Annotated in this window: 16 protein-coding genes; 10 read left to right on the top strand and 6 right to left on the bottom strand. The window is 67.0% G+C overall.

Annotated features, from left to right (window positions below):
- Positions 1 to 2: 2 nt before the first annotated feature.
- On the bottom strand, positions 3 to 1,391 hold the full coding sequence (gene ahcY, locus HUK65_RS12175; protein ID WP_179906546.1) for an adenosylhomocysteinase: 1,389 nt from the start codon (positions 1,389 to 1,391) through the stop codon (positions 3 to 5).
- A 205-nt stretch (positions 1,392 to 1,596) separates the two neighbouring features.
- On the opposite strand from ahcY, the gene HUK65_RS12180 reads away from it, so the two are divergent.
- Positions 1,597 to 2,298, top strand: a complete 702-nt coding sequence (locus HUK65_RS12180) for an NAD-dependent deacylase (protein WP_179906547.1) — start codon at positions 1,597 to 1,599, stop codon at positions 2,296 to 2,298.
- A gap of 96 nt (positions 2,299 to 2,394) precedes the next feature.
- The gene (locus tag HUK65_RS12185; protein ID WP_179906548.1) at positions 2,395 to 2,757 is read left to right on the top strand and encodes a hypothetical protein; all 363 of its coding nucleotides are present in this window, start codon (positions 2,395 to 2,397) and stop codon (positions 2,755 to 2,757) included.
- A gap of 99 nt (positions 2,758 to 2,856) precedes the next feature.
- Here the strand turns inward: HUK65_RS12185 and HUK65_RS12190 are convergent, their stop codons facing one another.
- Positions 2,857 to 3,789 (bottom strand): ABC transporter ATP-binding protein, encoded by a 933-nt coding sequence (locus HUK65_RS12190; protein ID WP_179906549.1) that lies wholly within the window; start codon positions 3,787 to 3,789, stop codon positions 2,857 to 2,859.
- Positions 3,790 to 3,942: 153 nt separating this feature from the next.
- On the opposite strand from HUK65_RS12190, the gene HUK65_RS12195 reads away from it, so the two are divergent.
- Both HUK65_RS12195 and HUK65_RS12200 read left to right on the top strand, forming a co-directional pair.
- Positions 3,943 to 4,431, top strand: a complete 489-nt coding sequence (locus HUK65_RS12195) for a DUF805 domain-containing protein (RefSeq protein ID WP_179906550.1) — start codon at positions 3,943 to 3,945, stop codon at positions 4,429 to 4,431.
- Positions 4,432 to 4,508: 77 nt separating this feature from the next.
- Positions 4,509 to 4,712: a zinc-finger domain-containing protein gene (locus tag HUK65_RS12200; protein WP_179906551.1), complete on the top strand. Its 204-nt coding sequence runs from the start codon at positions 4,509 to 4,511 to the stop codon at positions 4,710 to 4,712.
- 106 nt (positions 4,713 to 4,818) lie between these two features.
- On the opposite strand, the gene HUK65_RS12205 is transcribed toward HUK65_RS12200, so the two are convergent.
- On the bottom strand, positions 4,819 to 5,301 hold the full coding sequence (locus tag HUK65_RS12205) for a hypothetical protein (protein ID WP_179906552.1): 483 nt from the start codon (positions 5,299 to 5,301) through the stop codon (positions 4,819 to 4,821).
- A 54-nt stretch (positions 5,302 to 5,355) separates the two neighbouring features.
- Between HUK65_RS12205 and polA the strand changes: the two genes are divergently transcribed.
- Positions 5,356 to 8,151: a DNA polymerase I gene (polA, locus tag HUK65_RS12210; RefSeq protein ID WP_179906553.1), complete on the top strand. Its 2,796-nt coding sequence runs from the start codon at positions 5,356 to 5,358 to the stop codon at positions 8,149 to 8,151.
- Positions 8,152 to 8,429: 278 nt separating this feature from the next.
- Here the strand turns inward: polA and HUK65_RS12215 are convergent, their stop codons facing one another.
- Positions 8,430 to 9,161, bottom strand: coding sequence for a response regulator (locus HUK65_RS12215; RefSeq protein WP_179906554.1), 732 nt, complete (start codon positions 9,159 to 9,161; stop codon positions 8,430 to 8,432).
- Positions 9,161 to 9,658 (bottom strand): MarR family winged helix-turn-helix transcriptional regulator, encoded by a 498-nt coding sequence (locus tag HUK65_RS12220; protein ID WP_179906570.1) that lies wholly within the window; start codon positions 9,656 to 9,658, stop codon positions 9,161 to 9,163. Before HUK65_RS12220 ends, HUK65_RS12215 begins: the two co-directional genes overlap by 1 nt.
- A gap of 168 nt (positions 9,659 to 9,826) precedes the next feature.
- Between HUK65_RS12220 and HUK65_RS12225 the strand changes: the two genes are divergently transcribed.
- A complete protein-coding gene (locus HUK65_RS12225) occupies positions 9,827 to 10,696 on the top strand; it encodes a branched-chain amino acid aminotransferase (protein WP_179906555.1) in 870 nt (289 codons plus the stop codon).
- Between the two features lie 52 nt (positions 10,697 to 10,748).
- On the opposite strand, the gene HUK65_RS12230 is transcribed toward HUK65_RS12225, so the two are convergent.
- Positions 10,749 to 10,940 carry a hypothetical protein gene (locus tag HUK65_RS12230; protein WP_179906556.1) on the bottom strand — a complete coding sequence of 64 codons (192 nt, stop codon included), beginning with the start codon at positions 10,938 to 10,940 and terminating at the stop codon, positions 10,749 to 10,751.
- 243 nt (positions 10,941 to 11,183) lie between these two features.
- On the opposite strand from HUK65_RS12230, the gene HUK65_RS12235 reads away from it, so the two are divergent.
- The 4 genes from HUK65_RS12235 to HUK65_RS12245 are packed head-to-tail and all read left to right on the top strand — an operon-like array spanning position 11,184 to position 14,363.
- The gene (locus HUK65_RS12235; protein ID WP_179906557.1) at positions 11,184 to 13,016 is read left to right on the top strand and encodes an ABC transporter ATP-binding protein; all 1,833 of its coding nucleotides are present in this window, start codon (positions 11,184 to 11,186) and stop codon (positions 13,014 to 13,016) included.
- The gene (locus tag HUK65_RS18775) at positions 13,013 to 13,510 is read left to right on the top strand and encodes a GIY-YIG nuclease family protein (protein ID WP_235442121.1); all 498 of its coding nucleotides are present in this window, start codon (positions 13,013 to 13,015) and stop codon (positions 13,508 to 13,510) included. Before HUK65_RS12235 ends, HUK65_RS18775 begins: the two co-directional genes overlap by 4 nt.
- Positions 13,468 to 13,941, top strand: coding sequence for a DUF4357 domain-containing protein (locus tag HUK65_RS18780; protein ID WP_235442122.1), 474 nt, complete (start codon positions 13,468 to 13,470; stop codon positions 13,939 to 13,941). Before HUK65_RS18775 ends, HUK65_RS18780 begins: the two co-directional genes overlap by 43 nt.
- A complete protein-coding gene (locus tag HUK65_RS12245) occupies positions 13,929 to 14,363 on the top strand; it encodes a VOC family protein (protein WP_327787125.1) in 435 nt (144 codons plus the stop codon). Before HUK65_RS18780 ends, HUK65_RS12245 begins: the two co-directional genes overlap by 13 nt.
- Position 14,364: the final 1 nt, after the last annotated feature.

A 14,364-nucleotide genomic window follows, 5' to 3' on the forward strand; every position in this document is an offset into this window, starting at 1 on the left:
GCTCAGTAGCGGTAATGTTCGGGCTTGAACGGGCCTTCGGGGGCCACCCCAATATAGCTGGCCTGATCGTCGGAGAGTTCGGTCAGGCGCACGCCGATCCGCTCCAGATGCAGGCGGGCGACCTTTTCATCCAGGGCCTTGGGCAGGACATAGACCTTGTTCTCGTACTCATCGCCCTTGGTGAACAGTTCGATCTGCGCCAGCACCTGGTTGGTGAAGCTTGCCGACATCACGAAGCTGGGGTGCCCGGTGGCGTTGCCGAGGTTCAGGAGCCGCCCTTCGGACAGCAGGATCATGCGGTTGCCCGAGGGCATCTCGATCATGTCCACCTGGTCCTTGATGTTGGTCCATTTGTGGTTCTTCAGCGCGGCGACCTGGATTTCATTGTCGAAATGGCCGATGTTGCCGACGATGGCCATGTCCTTCATCTCGCGCATGTGGTCGATGCGGATGACGTCCTTGTTGCCGGTGGCGGTGATGAAGATATCGGCGCGCTTGAGCACATCCTCCAGCCGGACGACCTCGAACCCGTCCATGGCGGCCTGCAGGGCGCAGATCGGATCGGCCTCGGTCACCACCACGCGGGCACCGGCGCCGCGCAAGGACGCCGCCGAGCCCTTGCCCACATCGCCATAGCCGCAGACCACGGCCATCTTGCCCGCCATCATGGTGTCGGTGGCGCGGCGGATACCATCCACCAGGCTTTCCTTGCAGCCATACTTGTTGTCGAACTTGGACTTGGTGACGCTGTCATTGACGTTGATGGCGGGGAAGGGCAGGTGGCCCTTCTCCATCATCTGATAGAGCCGATGCACCCCGGTGGTGGTTTCCTCGGTCACGCCCATGATCTTGTGGCGCTGACGCACGAACCAGCCGGGCGCGGCGGCCATGCGCTTGCGGATCTGGGCGAAAAGCGCCTCTTCCTCCTCGCTGGTGGGCACGGCGATCAGGTCATCCTCGCCTTCTTCGACCCGCGCGCCCATCAGGATATAGAGCGTGGCATCGCCGCCATCGTCCAGGATCATGTTGGCGCCGTCCTTGAAGTCGAAAATCCGGTCGGCGTAGTCCCAGTATTCCTCCAGCGTTTCACCCTTCACCGCAAAGACCGGCACACCGGCGGCGGCGATCGCGGCGGCGGCGTGATCCTGGGTGGAAAAGATGTTGCACGAGGCCCAGCGCACATCCGCCCCCAACGCCACCAGCGTTTCGATCAGCACCGCCGTCTGAATGGTCATGTGCAACGAGCCCGCCACCCGCGCGCCCTTCAGCGGCTTGCTGTCGCCGTATTCCGCACGCAGGGCCATCAGGCCCGGCATCTCGGTCTCGGCGATGGCGATCTCCTTGCGGCCGAACTCGGCAAGTGAAATGTCCTTGATGATGTAGTCGTTCATTCCATTGCACTCCAATGCCCGGATTTTCGAAAGGGAGGTAGCATCCGGACGCCGGGAAGGCAATCGCACGGCGACGACACGCGCCGCGCAATGTGTCGCGCAAAACATTGCGTTTTAGGTGAATCGTCCGGGTCCGGCGCCGCGCTTGCCGCGAAGCTGTCGTTGTGTTTGAAATCATGACTGTAACGGATAGCGGAGCAGCACCATGAAGCCAGCCAGCGCGCGGCGGCGGATCGTCATTCTGACCGGGGCGGGGGTATCGGCGGAAAGCGGGCTGGGCACCTTTCGCGATTCAGGCGGGCTGTGGACGCAATATGACCTGGAAGACGTGGCCACCCCGCAGGGCTTTGCGAGAAACCCGGTCATGGTGCATGACTTCTACAACGCTCGGCGCGAAAACTGCCTGGGCGCGCAGCCCAATCCCGCCCATCACGCGCCAGCGCGGCTGCTGGCGGCCTGGCCTGATCATGTCACGCTGGTCACCCAGAATATCGATGACCTGCACGAACGCGCGGGCGCGCGCGGGGTGATCCACATGCATGGAGAGCTGCTGCGCGCCCGCTGCGCCGCCTGCGCGCATGTCTGGGACGCGCCACGGGTCATGGCGGCGGATGATCCATGCCCGGCCTGTGCCGCCCCGGCCACCCGCCCCGATGTCGTCTGGTTCGGCGAGTTTCCCTATCACATGGAGCGGATCGCCGATGCCCTGGGCCGGGCGGATCTGTTCGTGGCGATCGGCACCTCGGGGCAGGTCTATCCGGCGGCGGGGTTCGTGCAGGAGGCCGCCATGGGCGGTGCCCGCACGCTGGAGCTGAACCTTGAAGCCACGGCGGCAAGGTTCGATGAGGTCCGCACCGGCCCGGCCAGCGTGATCGTGTCCGAATGGGTGGCCGAACTGCTGGATTGAGCGCGCCTGTCAAAGTCCGGGCGCGCCTTGGTCACAGGATTGCCGCTTTTGGCCGGGCATCAGGACATTGTTCGAGTCACCGTTACAGGAGTCCCCATGTTTCGTCGCCATTTCCTGGTCACCGCCCTGGCCTGCGCCGCGCTGCCGCTGATCCCCGCCGCTGCAGGCGCCCAGAGTGTCTCGGACAATCTGCGCGCCGAATTTCAGGCCCGGGAGTATGTGCCCCGCCGCGTCATCCAGCTGGAGCTGCAGCTGATGGAGCTTTACCCCGCCGAGGTGGACGGCACCTATGGCCCCATGACCGAGGCCGCGCTGATCGCCGCCGCCGAAGCCATCGAAGCGGCCACCGGCGGTGAATACAGCTTCGACCTGTCGGACCGGGCCGAGGCCAGCCGCTTCCTGGACCTGCTGCGGGCCGAGATGTTCATGTTCATGTATGATGACGGGTTCGAGGGCTGAGGCCCTGCGCGCGTACCCCTACCTGATCCCGCGCCGCCGGACCTGCGCCGCCCACGCCCCCGCGGGTGGCGCCGGCTGGCCCCAGCTGGTTCCGGCGTATCAGCCGCGCCCGCCGGTCAGGGACAGGAACACATCCTCCAGGTCAGGTTCCTCGCTGGCAATGTCGGTGATCACGCCGCCTGCTTCCTGCACGGCGGCAATCACGGCCCCCGCCGAAACCCGGGTGCGCGGATAGGTCAGCGCCAGCATCCCGCCGGGGCGGTCCTCGCGGCGCACGCCTTCGGGCAGGGTCAGTCCGGTCAGCGCGGTTTCGGTGCGGATCAGCAGGGTCTTGGCGTCCAGCCGCCCCAGCAGCGCCGAGGTCGCATCCCGCGCCACCACCCGGCCATGGTCGATGATGGCGATCTCGTCGCACATTTCCTCGGCCTCCTCCAGGTAATGGGTGGTCAGGATGATGGTCATGCCGCGGTCATTGAGCTTGCGCACATTGGACCACAGCATCTGACGCAGTTCGATATCCACCCCGGCGGTGGGCTCGTCCAGCACCAGCACCTGCGGGTGATGGACCAGCGCCTTGCCCAGCAGCAGCCGCCGCCGCATCCCCCCCGACAGCGTGCGCGCATAGGCATCGGCCTTGTCCGACAGGCCGATCAGCTCCAGGATCTCGGCGGTGCGGCGCTGGGTCTTTGGTACGCCGTAAAGCCCCGCCTGCACCTCCAGCGCCTCGGCCGGGGTGAAGAAGGGGTCGATGTTCAACTCCTGCGGCATCACCCCGATGGCGGCGCGGGACTGGCGCGGGTTCACATCCTGATCGAAGCCCCAGATGCGCACCTTGCCTTCGGTCTTGATCACCAGCCCGGCCAGAATGTTGATCAGCGTCGACTTGCCCGCCCCGTTCGGCCCCAGCAGGCCAAAGATCGACCCGTCCGGCACGTCCAGGTCCACACCGTCCAGCGCAGTCTTGGCCGGGGATTTGCCGTTGCCGGCATAGACCTTGCGCAGGCCCGAGATCTCGATTGCGTTGTCGCTCACGGTTGCTCCTTCTGGTGGGCGCCTGTTCGCCACGGGGCTCAGATAGTGGTTTGTCGGGGAAAACAACAGGGCGGAGCGGCCCCTTGCAACAGTACGTCCCGGCAATTAGCCTCGCAGCGCGAGGGAGTTCTGCAATCAGAGGGAGCACGGTCCATGGAATTGTTCACATCGTTCGAGGGCCGGATTTCCCGCGGCCAATGGTGGATCGGCGTCATCGTGCTGCTGATCGCGGTGCTGATCCTGCAACTGGTGCTGGGCGTGCTGTTCGGAACCGGGTTCTTCGGGCGGTTGCTGGTGCTTCTGGTCTCGCTCGGGCTGCTCTATCCGGCGCTGGCCCTTGCCACCAAGCGGCTGGCGGACCGGGGCAAGCCGACGATGCCGCGGCTGGCGCTGTTCTATGGGCCCGGGGTGCTGATGATGCTGCTGGACACCTTTCGCATCGGTTATCGCCCCATGGCCGAGATGCCGGGCATGCCGACCATGCAGGTCGAAGGCATGCCCCCGCCAGAGTCGATGGTGCCGGGGATGCTGCCCATGCTGGTAGGGCTGGCGGGCTTTGTGGCGGCGATCTGGGCGCTGGTGGAACTTGGCATCCTGAAGGGCGATGCCGAGGCCAACGCCTACGGCCCGCCCCCCGCCTAGGCGCGACAGGGGCTTGCCGGGACGGCGGCAGTGACTATCATGCAGACCAACCGGATTCGCACGAAGGGTTCTACCAGATGACCGACCATCCCACCCATGCGGCCCCTGAAACCGAAGTGGTCAGCGCGTTCCGCGTCTGCTGCGATGGCGGCGAAGGCGCGCTGGGTCACCCGCGCGTCTGGCTGTCGATCCCGCTTGACAGTGGCTGGGTGGATTGCGGTTATTGTGACAAGCGGTTCATCCACGAGGATTACGTGGATGAGGTGAACCCGGCGGCGTGAGGGCTGTTTGGGGGGAGGCAGCGCCCTCGGGCCGCGCGCCCGCCCACCCACCCTGCGCGCCCCGAGGGCGCTGCCCGCGCGCGGCGCGGGCCAGGGGTGCCATATGTCAGCCGAGCAGCAGGGGCGTGTCGCCGCACATATGGGCGCCATCCACGCGCCCGGTGCTGCGATCCAGAAATTCGGTGATTTTATGCCCGGACCAGGCGCGCAGCCGCCCGAAACCGCTGATAAGCCCCGTGCCCCGCGCGGTGCCGGTCCCGGGGTCCTGATAGTGATAGACGATCCGCCCTGACAGCCCGTCATCGCAGCTGAAGCGGGCATGGCCCAGCGCCAGCGTTTCGCCCACCGACCAGGTGCCGGTGCAGGTGACGCCGGTGTTGGTCTCGCCCTCCAGCTTGCCTTCGTTCCAGCCCACGGCACGGCCCACGAACCAGACGCCATCGCCGGGCATGCAGGCCAGAACCGGGGCGCAACTGTCGGCGCTGCCGGGTACGAGGTCGCAGGCGGGCAGTTCCAGCGCAGGGCTGGGGGTGGCGGCCCAGAAAGCTATCGTCAAGGCGGCAAGGGTTGGGTAGGAACGAGGGGTCATCGCGGCCTCGGGCGTGTTCGGGGGCGTTCAGGAAGTCAAAGCGTGGAGCATGGCATGGGATTCGGCAAGGGTTGCCATCTGCATCTGATCGACGGGTCGGCCTATATCTTTCGCGCCTATCACGCGCTGCCGCCGCTGTCGCGCAAGTCCGACGGGCTGCCGGTGGGGGCGGTGGCGGGGTTCTGCAATATGCTGTGGCGCTATCTGGTGGAAAATGACGCCAGCGCCGATGCGCCCACCCATGCCGCGGTGATCTTCGACTATTCGTCCAAGACCTTCCGCAACGAGATCTACGACCTCTACAAAGCCAACCGCCCCGAACCGCCCGAGGATCTGCGCCCGCAATTCCCGCTGACCCGCGATGCCACCCGCGCTTTCAACCTGGCCTGTATCGAGGTTGAGGATTACGAGGCCGATGACATCATCGCCACCCTGGCGCGACAGGGGCGTGAGGCCGGGGGGCGCGTCACCATCCTGAGTTCCGACAAGGACCTGATGCAGCTTGTCGGCGGCGGGGTGGAGATGCTGGACCCGATGAAGAACCGACCCATCGGGCTGGAACAGGTGGAGGAGAAATTCGGCGTCGGCCCGGACCGGGTGGTGGATGTGCAGGCGCTGGCCGGGGACAGCGTGGACAACATCCCCGGCGCGCCGGGGATCGGGATCAAGACGGCGGCGCTGCTGATCAACGAATTCGGCGATCTGGACACGCTGCTGGCCCGGGCCGAGGAGATCAAGCAGCCCAAGCGCCGCCAGACCCTGATCGATCATGCCGAACAGATCCGCATCTCGCGTAAGCTGGTGTTGCTGGACGACCAGACACCGCTGGAGTTTGGCCTTGACGATCTGGAGGTGCGCGACCCGGACCCCGAGGCGTTGTTGGGCTTCCTCAACCAGATGGAATTCCGCACCCTGACCCGCCGCGTGGCCGAGAAGTTCGACCGCGACCCGCCGCCCCTGCCCGAAGCCCCCGCGCCCGAGGTAGCCGCGGCGCCGGAGCCTGCGGGCTTCGACACCACCGCCTATGAGTGCATCCGCGACATGGCGGTGCTGGAGCGCTGGATCGCCGATATCCATGAAGCCGGCTTCGTGGCACTGGACACGGAAACCACCGCGCTGGATGAGATGCGCGCGGAGCTGGTGGGCATCTCGCTTGCCGTGGCGCCGGGGCGGGCGTGCTACGTGCCCCTGGCGCATACGGTGGGCGAGGGCGATCTGTTCGGTGGTGCGGCGCTGGCCGAGGGGCAGATGGACCGCGACGCCGCGCTGGCCGCGTTGAAGCCGGTGCTGGAGGATCCGGCGGTGCTGAAGATCCTGCAGAACGCCAAATATGACGTGAAGATACTCGCCCGGCAGGGGATCGATGTGGCGCCCATCGATGACACGATGCTGCTGTCCTATGCGCTGCATGGCGGGCTGCACGGGCACGGGATGGATGCGCTTTCGGACCGTTACCTCAACCACCAGCCCATTCCCATCAAGACGCTACTGGGCAGCGGCAAGTCGGCGCGGACCTTCGACAAGGTATCGATCGACGAGGCCACCCCCTACGCCGCCGAGGATGCCGACATCACCCTGCGCCTGTGGGAGGCGTTCAAGCCGCAGCTGCACCGCGCGCGCGTCACTCGCGTCTATGAAACCATGGAGCGCCCGCTGGTCCCGGTGCTGGCGGCGATGGAGATGGCGGGGGTGAAGGTCGACCGCGATGTGCTTTCGCGCATGTCCAATGCGTTCTCGCAGAAGATGGCGGGGCTGGAGGCCGAGATCCACGAACTGGCGGGGGAGACCTTCAACGTGGGCAGCCCCAAGCAATTGGGCGAGATCCTGTTCGACAAGATGTCGTTGCAGGGGGGCAAGAAGGGCAAGACCGGCGCCTATGCCACCGGCGCCGATGTGCTGGAGGACCTTGCCGCCGAGGGCCACGACCTGCCCGCCCGGGTGTTGGACTGGCGGCAGCTGTCCAAGCTGAAATCGACCTACACGGACGCGCTGCAGGACCATATCAACCCGGAAACGGGCCGGGTGCATACCTCCTACGTTATTTCGGGGGCGAGCACGGGGCGGCTGTCCTCGACCGATCCGAACCTGCAGAACATCCCCATCCGCACCGAGGAAGGCCGCCGCATCCGCACGGCTTTCGTTGCGCCCGAGGGCCGGGTGCTGGTGGCGCTGGATTACAGCCAGATCGAGCTGCGGATCCTTGCTCATATCGCCGGGATCGACGCGCTGCGCGACGCGTTCCGCGAGGGCCACGACATCCACGCCATGACCGCGTCCGAGATGTTCGGGGTGCCGATGGATCAGATGACATCCGAGGTGCGGCGGCAGGCCAAGGCGATCAATTTCGGGGTGATCTACGGGATCTCGGGCTTCGGGCTGGCGCGCAACCTGCGCATCCCGCGGGCCGAGGCGCAGGGCTTCATCGACCGGTATTTCGAGCGTTTCCCAGGCATCCGCGCCTATATGGATGACACGGTGGCCTTTGCAAAGGAACATGGCCATGTGGAGACGCTGTTTGGCCGGCGCATCCACACGCCCGAGATCAACGCCAAGGGGCCGGGGGCGGGCTTTGCCAAACGCGCCGCCATCAACGCGCCGATCCAGGGGACGGCGGCCGACATCATCCGCCGCGCCATGATCCGGGTGCCGGCGGCGATTGCCGATCTGCCCGCGACCATGCTGTTGCAGGTCCATGACGAACTGGTGTTCGAGGTGGATGCGGGCGCGGTGGAGGATCTGGTGGCGCGGGTGCGCGAAGTGATGGAGGGCGCCGCCGATCCGGTGGTGCAACTGTCGGTGCCGCTGGTGGTGGATGCAGGGCAGGGGGCGAACTGGGCCGAGGCGCATTGAGGCCTTTGGCATCGGCGGCGTGATGCCCCTGCGCGGTGCCTGTGGTCACCGCGCAGCGCCCGGCACGCCGCCCACCCACCCACCCCGGCGCGCCGGGCACTGCTGTGCTCCTGGTCTGCGGGGGGGGCTGGCTGAGGTGGTTCCCAAGGGGGGCTGAGGGGTTTCACGCCGGGCGGGCTCTGTGTGGTGGTCCGGGCTGTTGATCCTTGTTCGATCCCGTTGGCTGCGGGGACGCGGGACGCGCGGTGTTGCCGGGCGGGCCGCGCGATCCTGGCGGCTTACTCCGTGGCCAGCATGTAGCCTTCGCCGCGCACGGTCAGCAGGTAGCGGGGGCGTTTGGGGTCGGGCTCCAGCTTGCGGCGCAGGCGGGTGATCTGGACATCCACGGCGCGTTCCTGCCCGGTGGCGCCGCCATGGGCGCCGCGGTCGCGGCCCAGGTGATCGACCAGGGCTTCGCGCGTGACCACCGTGTGCGGGGTGCGGGCAAAGAGGCGCATGAGCGCGGCCTCGGTCGCGGTCAGATGGACGGGGGCGTCGCCGCGCCGCAGCTCGCCGCGCTCCACGTCATAACGCAGCGGGCCCAGGATCAGCAGTTGCGGCGCCAGGGCGGTGGGTTCGGGCGGCGGGCTGCGGCGCAGCACGGCCCCGATGCGCAGCAGCAGCTCGCGCGGCTCGAACGGTTTGGGCAGGTAGTCATCGGCGCCGGATTCCAGCCCGGTGATGCGGTCCTCGGCCTCGCCCCGCGCGGTCAGCAGCAGGACCGGCGTGGCGCTGGTGTCGCGGATATGGCGGGTCAGGCTGATCCCGTCCTCGCCCGGCATCATCACATCCAGCACCACCAGATCGAACTCCAGCCCCGCCAGCAGGCGGCGGGCCTGGGCGGCGTCGCGCGCGGTGGTGACCAGATAGCCGTTGCGCATCAGGAACTTGCGCAGAAGCGCGCGGATGCGTTCGTCATCATCCACCACCAGCAGATGCAGCGCCAGCGCGGTCTGGCCTTCGGCGGTCATCAGCGTGTCTCCCGCAGTTGCTGGTAGTGATGGCGGATGTCATCTTCCATCATTGCCTCCAGCACCTGGCGGAAGCCCGCCACCGCCTGCGGCCCGGCGGCGCGATAGGCGGCGCGCATGCGGGCGCGCTGGGCCTCGGACAGTGCGGCCTCAAGCGCGCGGCCCTTGTCGGTCAGGAACAGGTGGCGTTCGCGCCGGTCACGCCGGCCCACGCGGCTTTCGACCAGCCCGTCCTCGATCAAGGTGCGCAGCACGCGGTTGAGCGATTGCTTGGTCACCCCCAGCACTGACAGCAGGTTGTTCACCGTGGTTCCGTGGCTGCGGTTGATGAAATGCAGCGCCCGGTGATGGGCGCGGCCATAGTTGTGCTGCGCCAGGATCCGGTCCGGGTCGGCGGTGAAGCCGCGATAGGCGAAGAACATCGCCTCGATCCCCTTGCGCAACTGTTCGTCCGTCAGGAACAGCAGGTTTTCGCCGCCGGTGCTGCCTTCGGCCATGGTGCGCGTTTCCTTTGTGTTCACGAATTGCTCGATTGCGCCGCATTTTATGTCAGTGTTGTTGACTTTCCAAGAATCAATTGCTAGCGAGTCGCGGATTTGGCGTAACAATGTGTCCGCTTCGGACCTAAGTTGCGCAACATTTGAAAAGCCAGGGAGGGCGGGCAGATGGCCGGAGCTTATGACGACCGGGACGGATTCATCTGGATGGACGGGGCGCTGGTGCCCTGGCGCGATGCCAATGTGCATATCCTGAGCCATGCGCTGCACTATGCCTCCAGCGTGTTCGAGGGCGAGCGTTGCTATGGCGGCAAGATCTTCAAGAGCCGTGAACATTCGGCGCGGCTGCTGGAATCAGGCCGACTGATGGACATGCCCATCCCGCTGAGCGTGGATGAGCTGGAGGCCGCCAAGGCCGCGGTGCTGGAGGCCAACAAGCTGCATGACGCCTATGTGCGCGCGGTGGCCTGGCGCGGCGCGGGCGAGGATATGGGTGTCGCGGCCTCACGCAACAAGGTGCGGGTGGCGGTGGCGGCCTGGGAATGGGGCGCCTATTACGGCGACGCCAAGATGCAGGGCGCCAAGCTGGACATTGCCAAATGGAAGCGCCCCTCGCCCGAGACGATCCCCACGGCGGCCAAGGCGGCGGGGCTTTACATGATCTGCACCATGTCCAAGCACGCGGCCGAGGCCAAGGGCTGCTCGGATGCGCTGTTCATGGACTGGCGCGGCTATGTGGCCGAGGCCACCGGCGCCAATGTCTTCTTTGTCAAGGATGGCGAGGTGCACACGCCGCTGGCCGATGCGATCCTGAACGGGATCACCCGGCAGACGGTCATCAGCCTCTTGCGTGACATGAACGTGACCGTCCATGAGCGCCACATCATGCCCGAGGAATTGCCCGGCTTTCAGCAATGCTGGCTGACCGGCACCGCCGCCGAGATCACGCCGGTGGGCCAGATCGGCGAGCATCATTTCCAGGTGGGCCAACTGACCCGGGATATCGCCTCTGCCTATGAGGCGCATGTGCGCGCCTGAGCAGGCCCCGGGCGGCGCGCAGACGCGCCGCCCGCCACGCCAGCGCGCGGGTTCAGTGCGTGTCGCGCGCCTGCTGGCGATCCAGACGGCTGAAGACGTCCAGCCGCGCGGGTTCGGTCCGGCCCCGTTCCAGCAGGCTGCGCGTGCTGACATGCGGGCCGCCCTGCGCGCGGTCGCGCTCCAGGTATTGCGGCGCGCGCGGGGCGCTTGCATCGCGTTTGCGGTCCAGAATGTGCTGGGTCATGATCCCCTCCAGTCATTGCCCGATCCGGGCGCAAGGTAACACGCGCGCCTGATTCCCGCCAGATGGCGCCTGTCCTGGGTGCATCAGGTGGCGCGCGGGGCCCGGGAGGGCTATATCAAGCGGGGCGGCGGGTCTGCGTTCCTGTCCTGCCCCGGTGTGGTGCCTGCAGTGCGCGTTGCGCGGGGCCCTTCCCCTTGCCGCTGCCCCGGATGCCCGGGCAGATGATGAAGAACGGAGAGCCGCGTGAAACTGGCCGATCTGATTGACCCTTTCCAGCCCGCACCGGGGCCGCCGCCGCGCAGCCTGTGGCGGTTCATCCGCTGGGGCGTGGCAGGGGCCTGGCCGGTATTGCTGGGGGCGGCGGCGCTGTCGGCGCTGGCGGGCGTGACCGAGGTTGTCTCGGCCCTGCTGCTGGGCGCGGTGATCGATGCCGCGCTGGACAGCGGACCGCTGGCCTTCTTTGCCGAGAACTGGCTGCTGCTGGCAGGGTTTGCCCTGTTCTTCATCGTCTTGCGGCCGCTGGCCTTTGGTCTGTCCTCGGCGGCGAATACGATCGTGGTGCAGCCCAATGTGAATGTGCTGGTGCAGGCGCGCCTGAACCGCTGGACGCTGGGCCAGCCCGTCACCTTCTTTGACGATGATTTCGCCGGCCGCATTGCGCAGAAGCAGGTGCAGACCGCGCGTGCCCTGACTGATGTGGCGAATGAGACCATCAACACGGTGTCCTTCGCGCTGGCCTCGATTGTCGGCTCGGTGGTGCTGCTGCTGGTGATCCACCCGGCCCTTGCCCTGGCACTGGCGGTGTGGATGCTGGGCTATGTTGCCCTGATCCGCCATTTCCTTCCGGCGGTGCGGGCGCGGTCCGGGGCGCGGGCGGGCGCGCGGGCCATGGTCAGCGGGCAGGTCGTGGACACCATCACCAACATCAAGACCGTGAAGCTTTTCGCCCATGCCGAGCATGAGGACCGCGCCGCGCTGCTGGCCATGGATGAATTCCGCGACCGGGCCATCGAATTCGGCAATGTGCAGGCGGCGTTCCGCTTCTGGCTGATGGCGGTGGCCGGGGTGTTGCCGGTGCTGCTGATCGGCGGGGCGGCGTGGCTCTGGTCGGTCGGCATCTCCAGCCCCGGCGATATTGCCGCGGCGGGGGCGGTGTCCATCCGGATTGCGCAGATGACCGGCTGGGTCAGCTTTGTGCTGATGACCATCTACGGCAATCTGGGCGAGGTCGAGGACGGCATGCGCACCCTGACGCCCGAACCCACGCTGGTGGATGCCCCCGATGCGGTGGAACTGGGCCGGGTGGCCGGGGCCCTGCGGTTCGATGAGGTGCATTTCGCCTATGGTCGGCAGTCCGGCGGGGTCGAGGCGATTGATCTGGACATCCGCCCGGGCGAGAAGATCGGGATTGTCGGGGCCTCGGGGGCGGGCAAGTCCACGCTGGTGGCGCTGCTGCTGCGGCTCTATGATGTCGAAGGCGGGCGCGTGCTGGTGGATGGCCATGACATTCGCAAGGTCACGCAGGAAAGCCTGCGCCGCCAGATCGGCATGGTCACGCAGGAAACGGCCATGTTCAACCGCTCGGCGCTGGACAACATCCGCTATGGCCGCCCCGATGCCACCGCTGCCGAGGTGGAGGCCGCTGCCCGCGCCGCTCAGGCCCATGACTTCATCCTGGACCTGCAGGACCACAACGGGCGCCAGGGCTATGCGGCGCATCTGGGCGAACGCGGCGTGCGGCTTTCGGGCGGGCAGCGCCAGCGCATCGCCCTTGCCCGGGCCTTTCTGAAGAACGCGCCCATTCTGGTGCTGGACGAGGCCACCTCGGCCCTGGATTCCGAGGTCGAGGCCGCGGTGCAGGAGTCGCTTGAGCGCCTGATGGAGGGCAAGACCGTGCTGGCCATCGCGCACCGGCTGTCCACCATTTCTGCCATGGACCGGATCATCGTGCTGGAGGACGGCCATATCGTCGAAACGGGCGATCATGAGGCGCTTCTGGCGCGCGGCGGCGTCTATGCCCGCTACTGGGGCCGCCAGTCGGGCGGGTTCATCGGCACCGAGGAGGCAGCGGAGTGAGCACCGGGGGCGCCTATGGCCGGACGATCCAGCTGTTTCTGGTGGATGGCAAGCCCAGCGGGCTGCGCAAGGCGACGATCCACGGCTGGACAGGGCTGCTGTTTGTCAGCGGCGCCGCCGCCTTTGGTGCCCTGACCGCCCGGGCTGAGGTTGACCGCGCCGGGGTCTATGTCCTGGCCGGCCCGGACCCGGCGCAGGCCACCGGCACGCGGGTCTATATCGGCTCGGGCAATTCGGTGTCCGACCGGATCCGCAAGAGCGCCGTGGAGCGGGAGTTCTGGGAACATGCCGTTGCGGTCACCACCAGCGACGATGACCTGTCCAAGGGCCATGCCGAGTATCTGGAGGCGCGGCTGATCGAAATGACGGCCAGCGCCGGGCGGGTGGCACTGGACAATGCAATCCACCCCCCACCGCGCGCCGCCGCCTGCCCGAGGCCGACCGCGCCAATATGGAACAATTCCTGGCGAATCTGCGGATCATCCTGCCGATGATCGGTCTGGACATGCTCAAGCCCCAGCCGCGCGCCGTGGCACAGGCCGCCGAACCGCCCGAGGAACGCACCAGCGGCGATGTCACGTTCGAGATCCGCCACAAGAGCGGCGTTCAGGCGCTGGCGGTGGAGGAGGACGGAGAGTTCGTGGTTCTGGAGGGTTCCGAGGCGCTTTTCGAGACTGGCTATGTGCAGCAGAGCTATCGCACCCTGAAGGAACGGCTGATGGCCGAGGGTGTTCTGGAACCTGCCGACCCGGGGCGGTTGCGCTTCATGCGGCCGTGGTCGTTTTCCAGCCCCTCGGCCGCGTCATCGGTGGTGCTGGACCGGGCCAGCAACGGGCGGACCGAATGGAAGCTGCGCGGATCGCGGCAGACCTATCATGAATGGCAGGAGGCCCGCGCCGCGCAGGAAGCGAAATGCCCGACATGAATCTGGACACCGTCACCCCCGCGGCCTTTGGCCGGTCCCTGCGCGGGGTCGGGGTGAACCTGCTGTGCCGGGATGTGCGGGCGGTGGCGAGGTTTGCCGCGCAGGTGCTGGGGCTTGGGGTGCACCGGCTGGGGGATGATTTTGCGCTGCTGGCGCATGAGGGCACGTTGATACAGCTGCATTCCGACCGCAGCTTCCGGGCGCATCCGCTGATGGGGTTGGTCCCCGAGGCCGGAGCGCGCGGGGGTGGGGTGCAGGTTTACCTGTTCGGACTGGACCCCGATGCCGCCTGCTCCCGGGCCGCCGCCCATGACGCGCTGGTTCTGGAACCCCCGGCAGACAAGCCCCATGGCCTGCGCGAGGCCACGATCCTGTCGCCCGAGGGTCACGCCTTTTCCCCCGCCGTGGTGTCGGCGCTTTAGA

Source organism: Rhabdonatronobacter sediminivivens (genome assembly GCF_013415485.1).
Lineage (GTDB): Bacteria > Pseudomonadota > Alphaproteobacteria > Rhodobacterales > Rhodobacteraceae > Rhabdonatronobacter > Rhabdonatronobacter sediminivivens.

Coding starts and splice junctions, on each gene's coding strand:
- ahcY (WP_179906546.1), bottom strand. CDS start 1,391: ATGAACGACTACATCATCAAGGACATTTCACTTGCCGAGTTCGGCCGC.
- HUK65_RS12180 (WP_179906547.1), top strand. CDS start 1,597: ATGAAGCCAGCCAGCGCGCGGCGGCGGATCGTCATTCTGACCGGGGCG.
- HUK65_RS12185 (WP_179906548.1), top strand. CDS start 2,395: ATGTTTCGTCGCCATTTCCTGGTCACCGCCCTGGCCTGCGCCGCGCTG.
- HUK65_RS12195 (WP_179906550.1), top strand. CDS start 3,943: ATGGAATTGTTCACATCGTTCGAGGGCCGGATTTCCCGCGGCCAATGG.
- HUK65_RS12200 (WP_179906551.1), top strand. CDS start 4,509: ATGACCGACCATCCCACCCATGCGGCCCCTGAAACCGAAGTGGTCAGC.
- HUK65_RS12205 (WP_179906552.1), bottom strand. CDS start 5,301: ATGACCCCTCGTTCCTACCCAACCCTTGCCGCCTTGACGATAGCTTTC.
- polA (WP_179906553.1), top strand. CDS start 5,356: ATGGGATTCGGCAAGGGTTGCCATCTGCATCTGATCGACGGGTCGGCC.
- HUK65_RS12215 (WP_179906554.1), bottom strand. CDS start 9,161: ATGACCGCCGAAGGCCAGACCGCGCTGGCGCTGCATCTGCTGGTGGTG.
- HUK65_RS12220 (WP_179906570.1), bottom strand. CDS start 9,658: ATGGCCGAAGGCAGCACCGGCGGCGAAAACCTGCTGTTCCTGACGGAC.
- HUK65_RS12225 (WP_179906555.1), top strand. CDS start 9,827: ATGGCCGGAGCTTATGACGACCGGGACGGATTCATCTGGATGGACGGG.
- HUK65_RS12230 (WP_179906556.1), bottom strand. CDS start 10,940: ATGACCCAGCACATTCTGGACCGCAAACGCGATGCAAGCGCCCCGCGC.
- HUK65_RS18780 (WP_235442122.1), top strand. CDS start 13,468: ATGGAACAATTCCTGGCGAATCTGCGGATCATCCTGCCGATGATCGGT.
- HUK65_RS12245 (WP_327787125.1), top strand. CDS start 13,929: ATGCCCGACATGAATCTGGACACCGTCACCCCCGCGGCCTTTGGCCGG.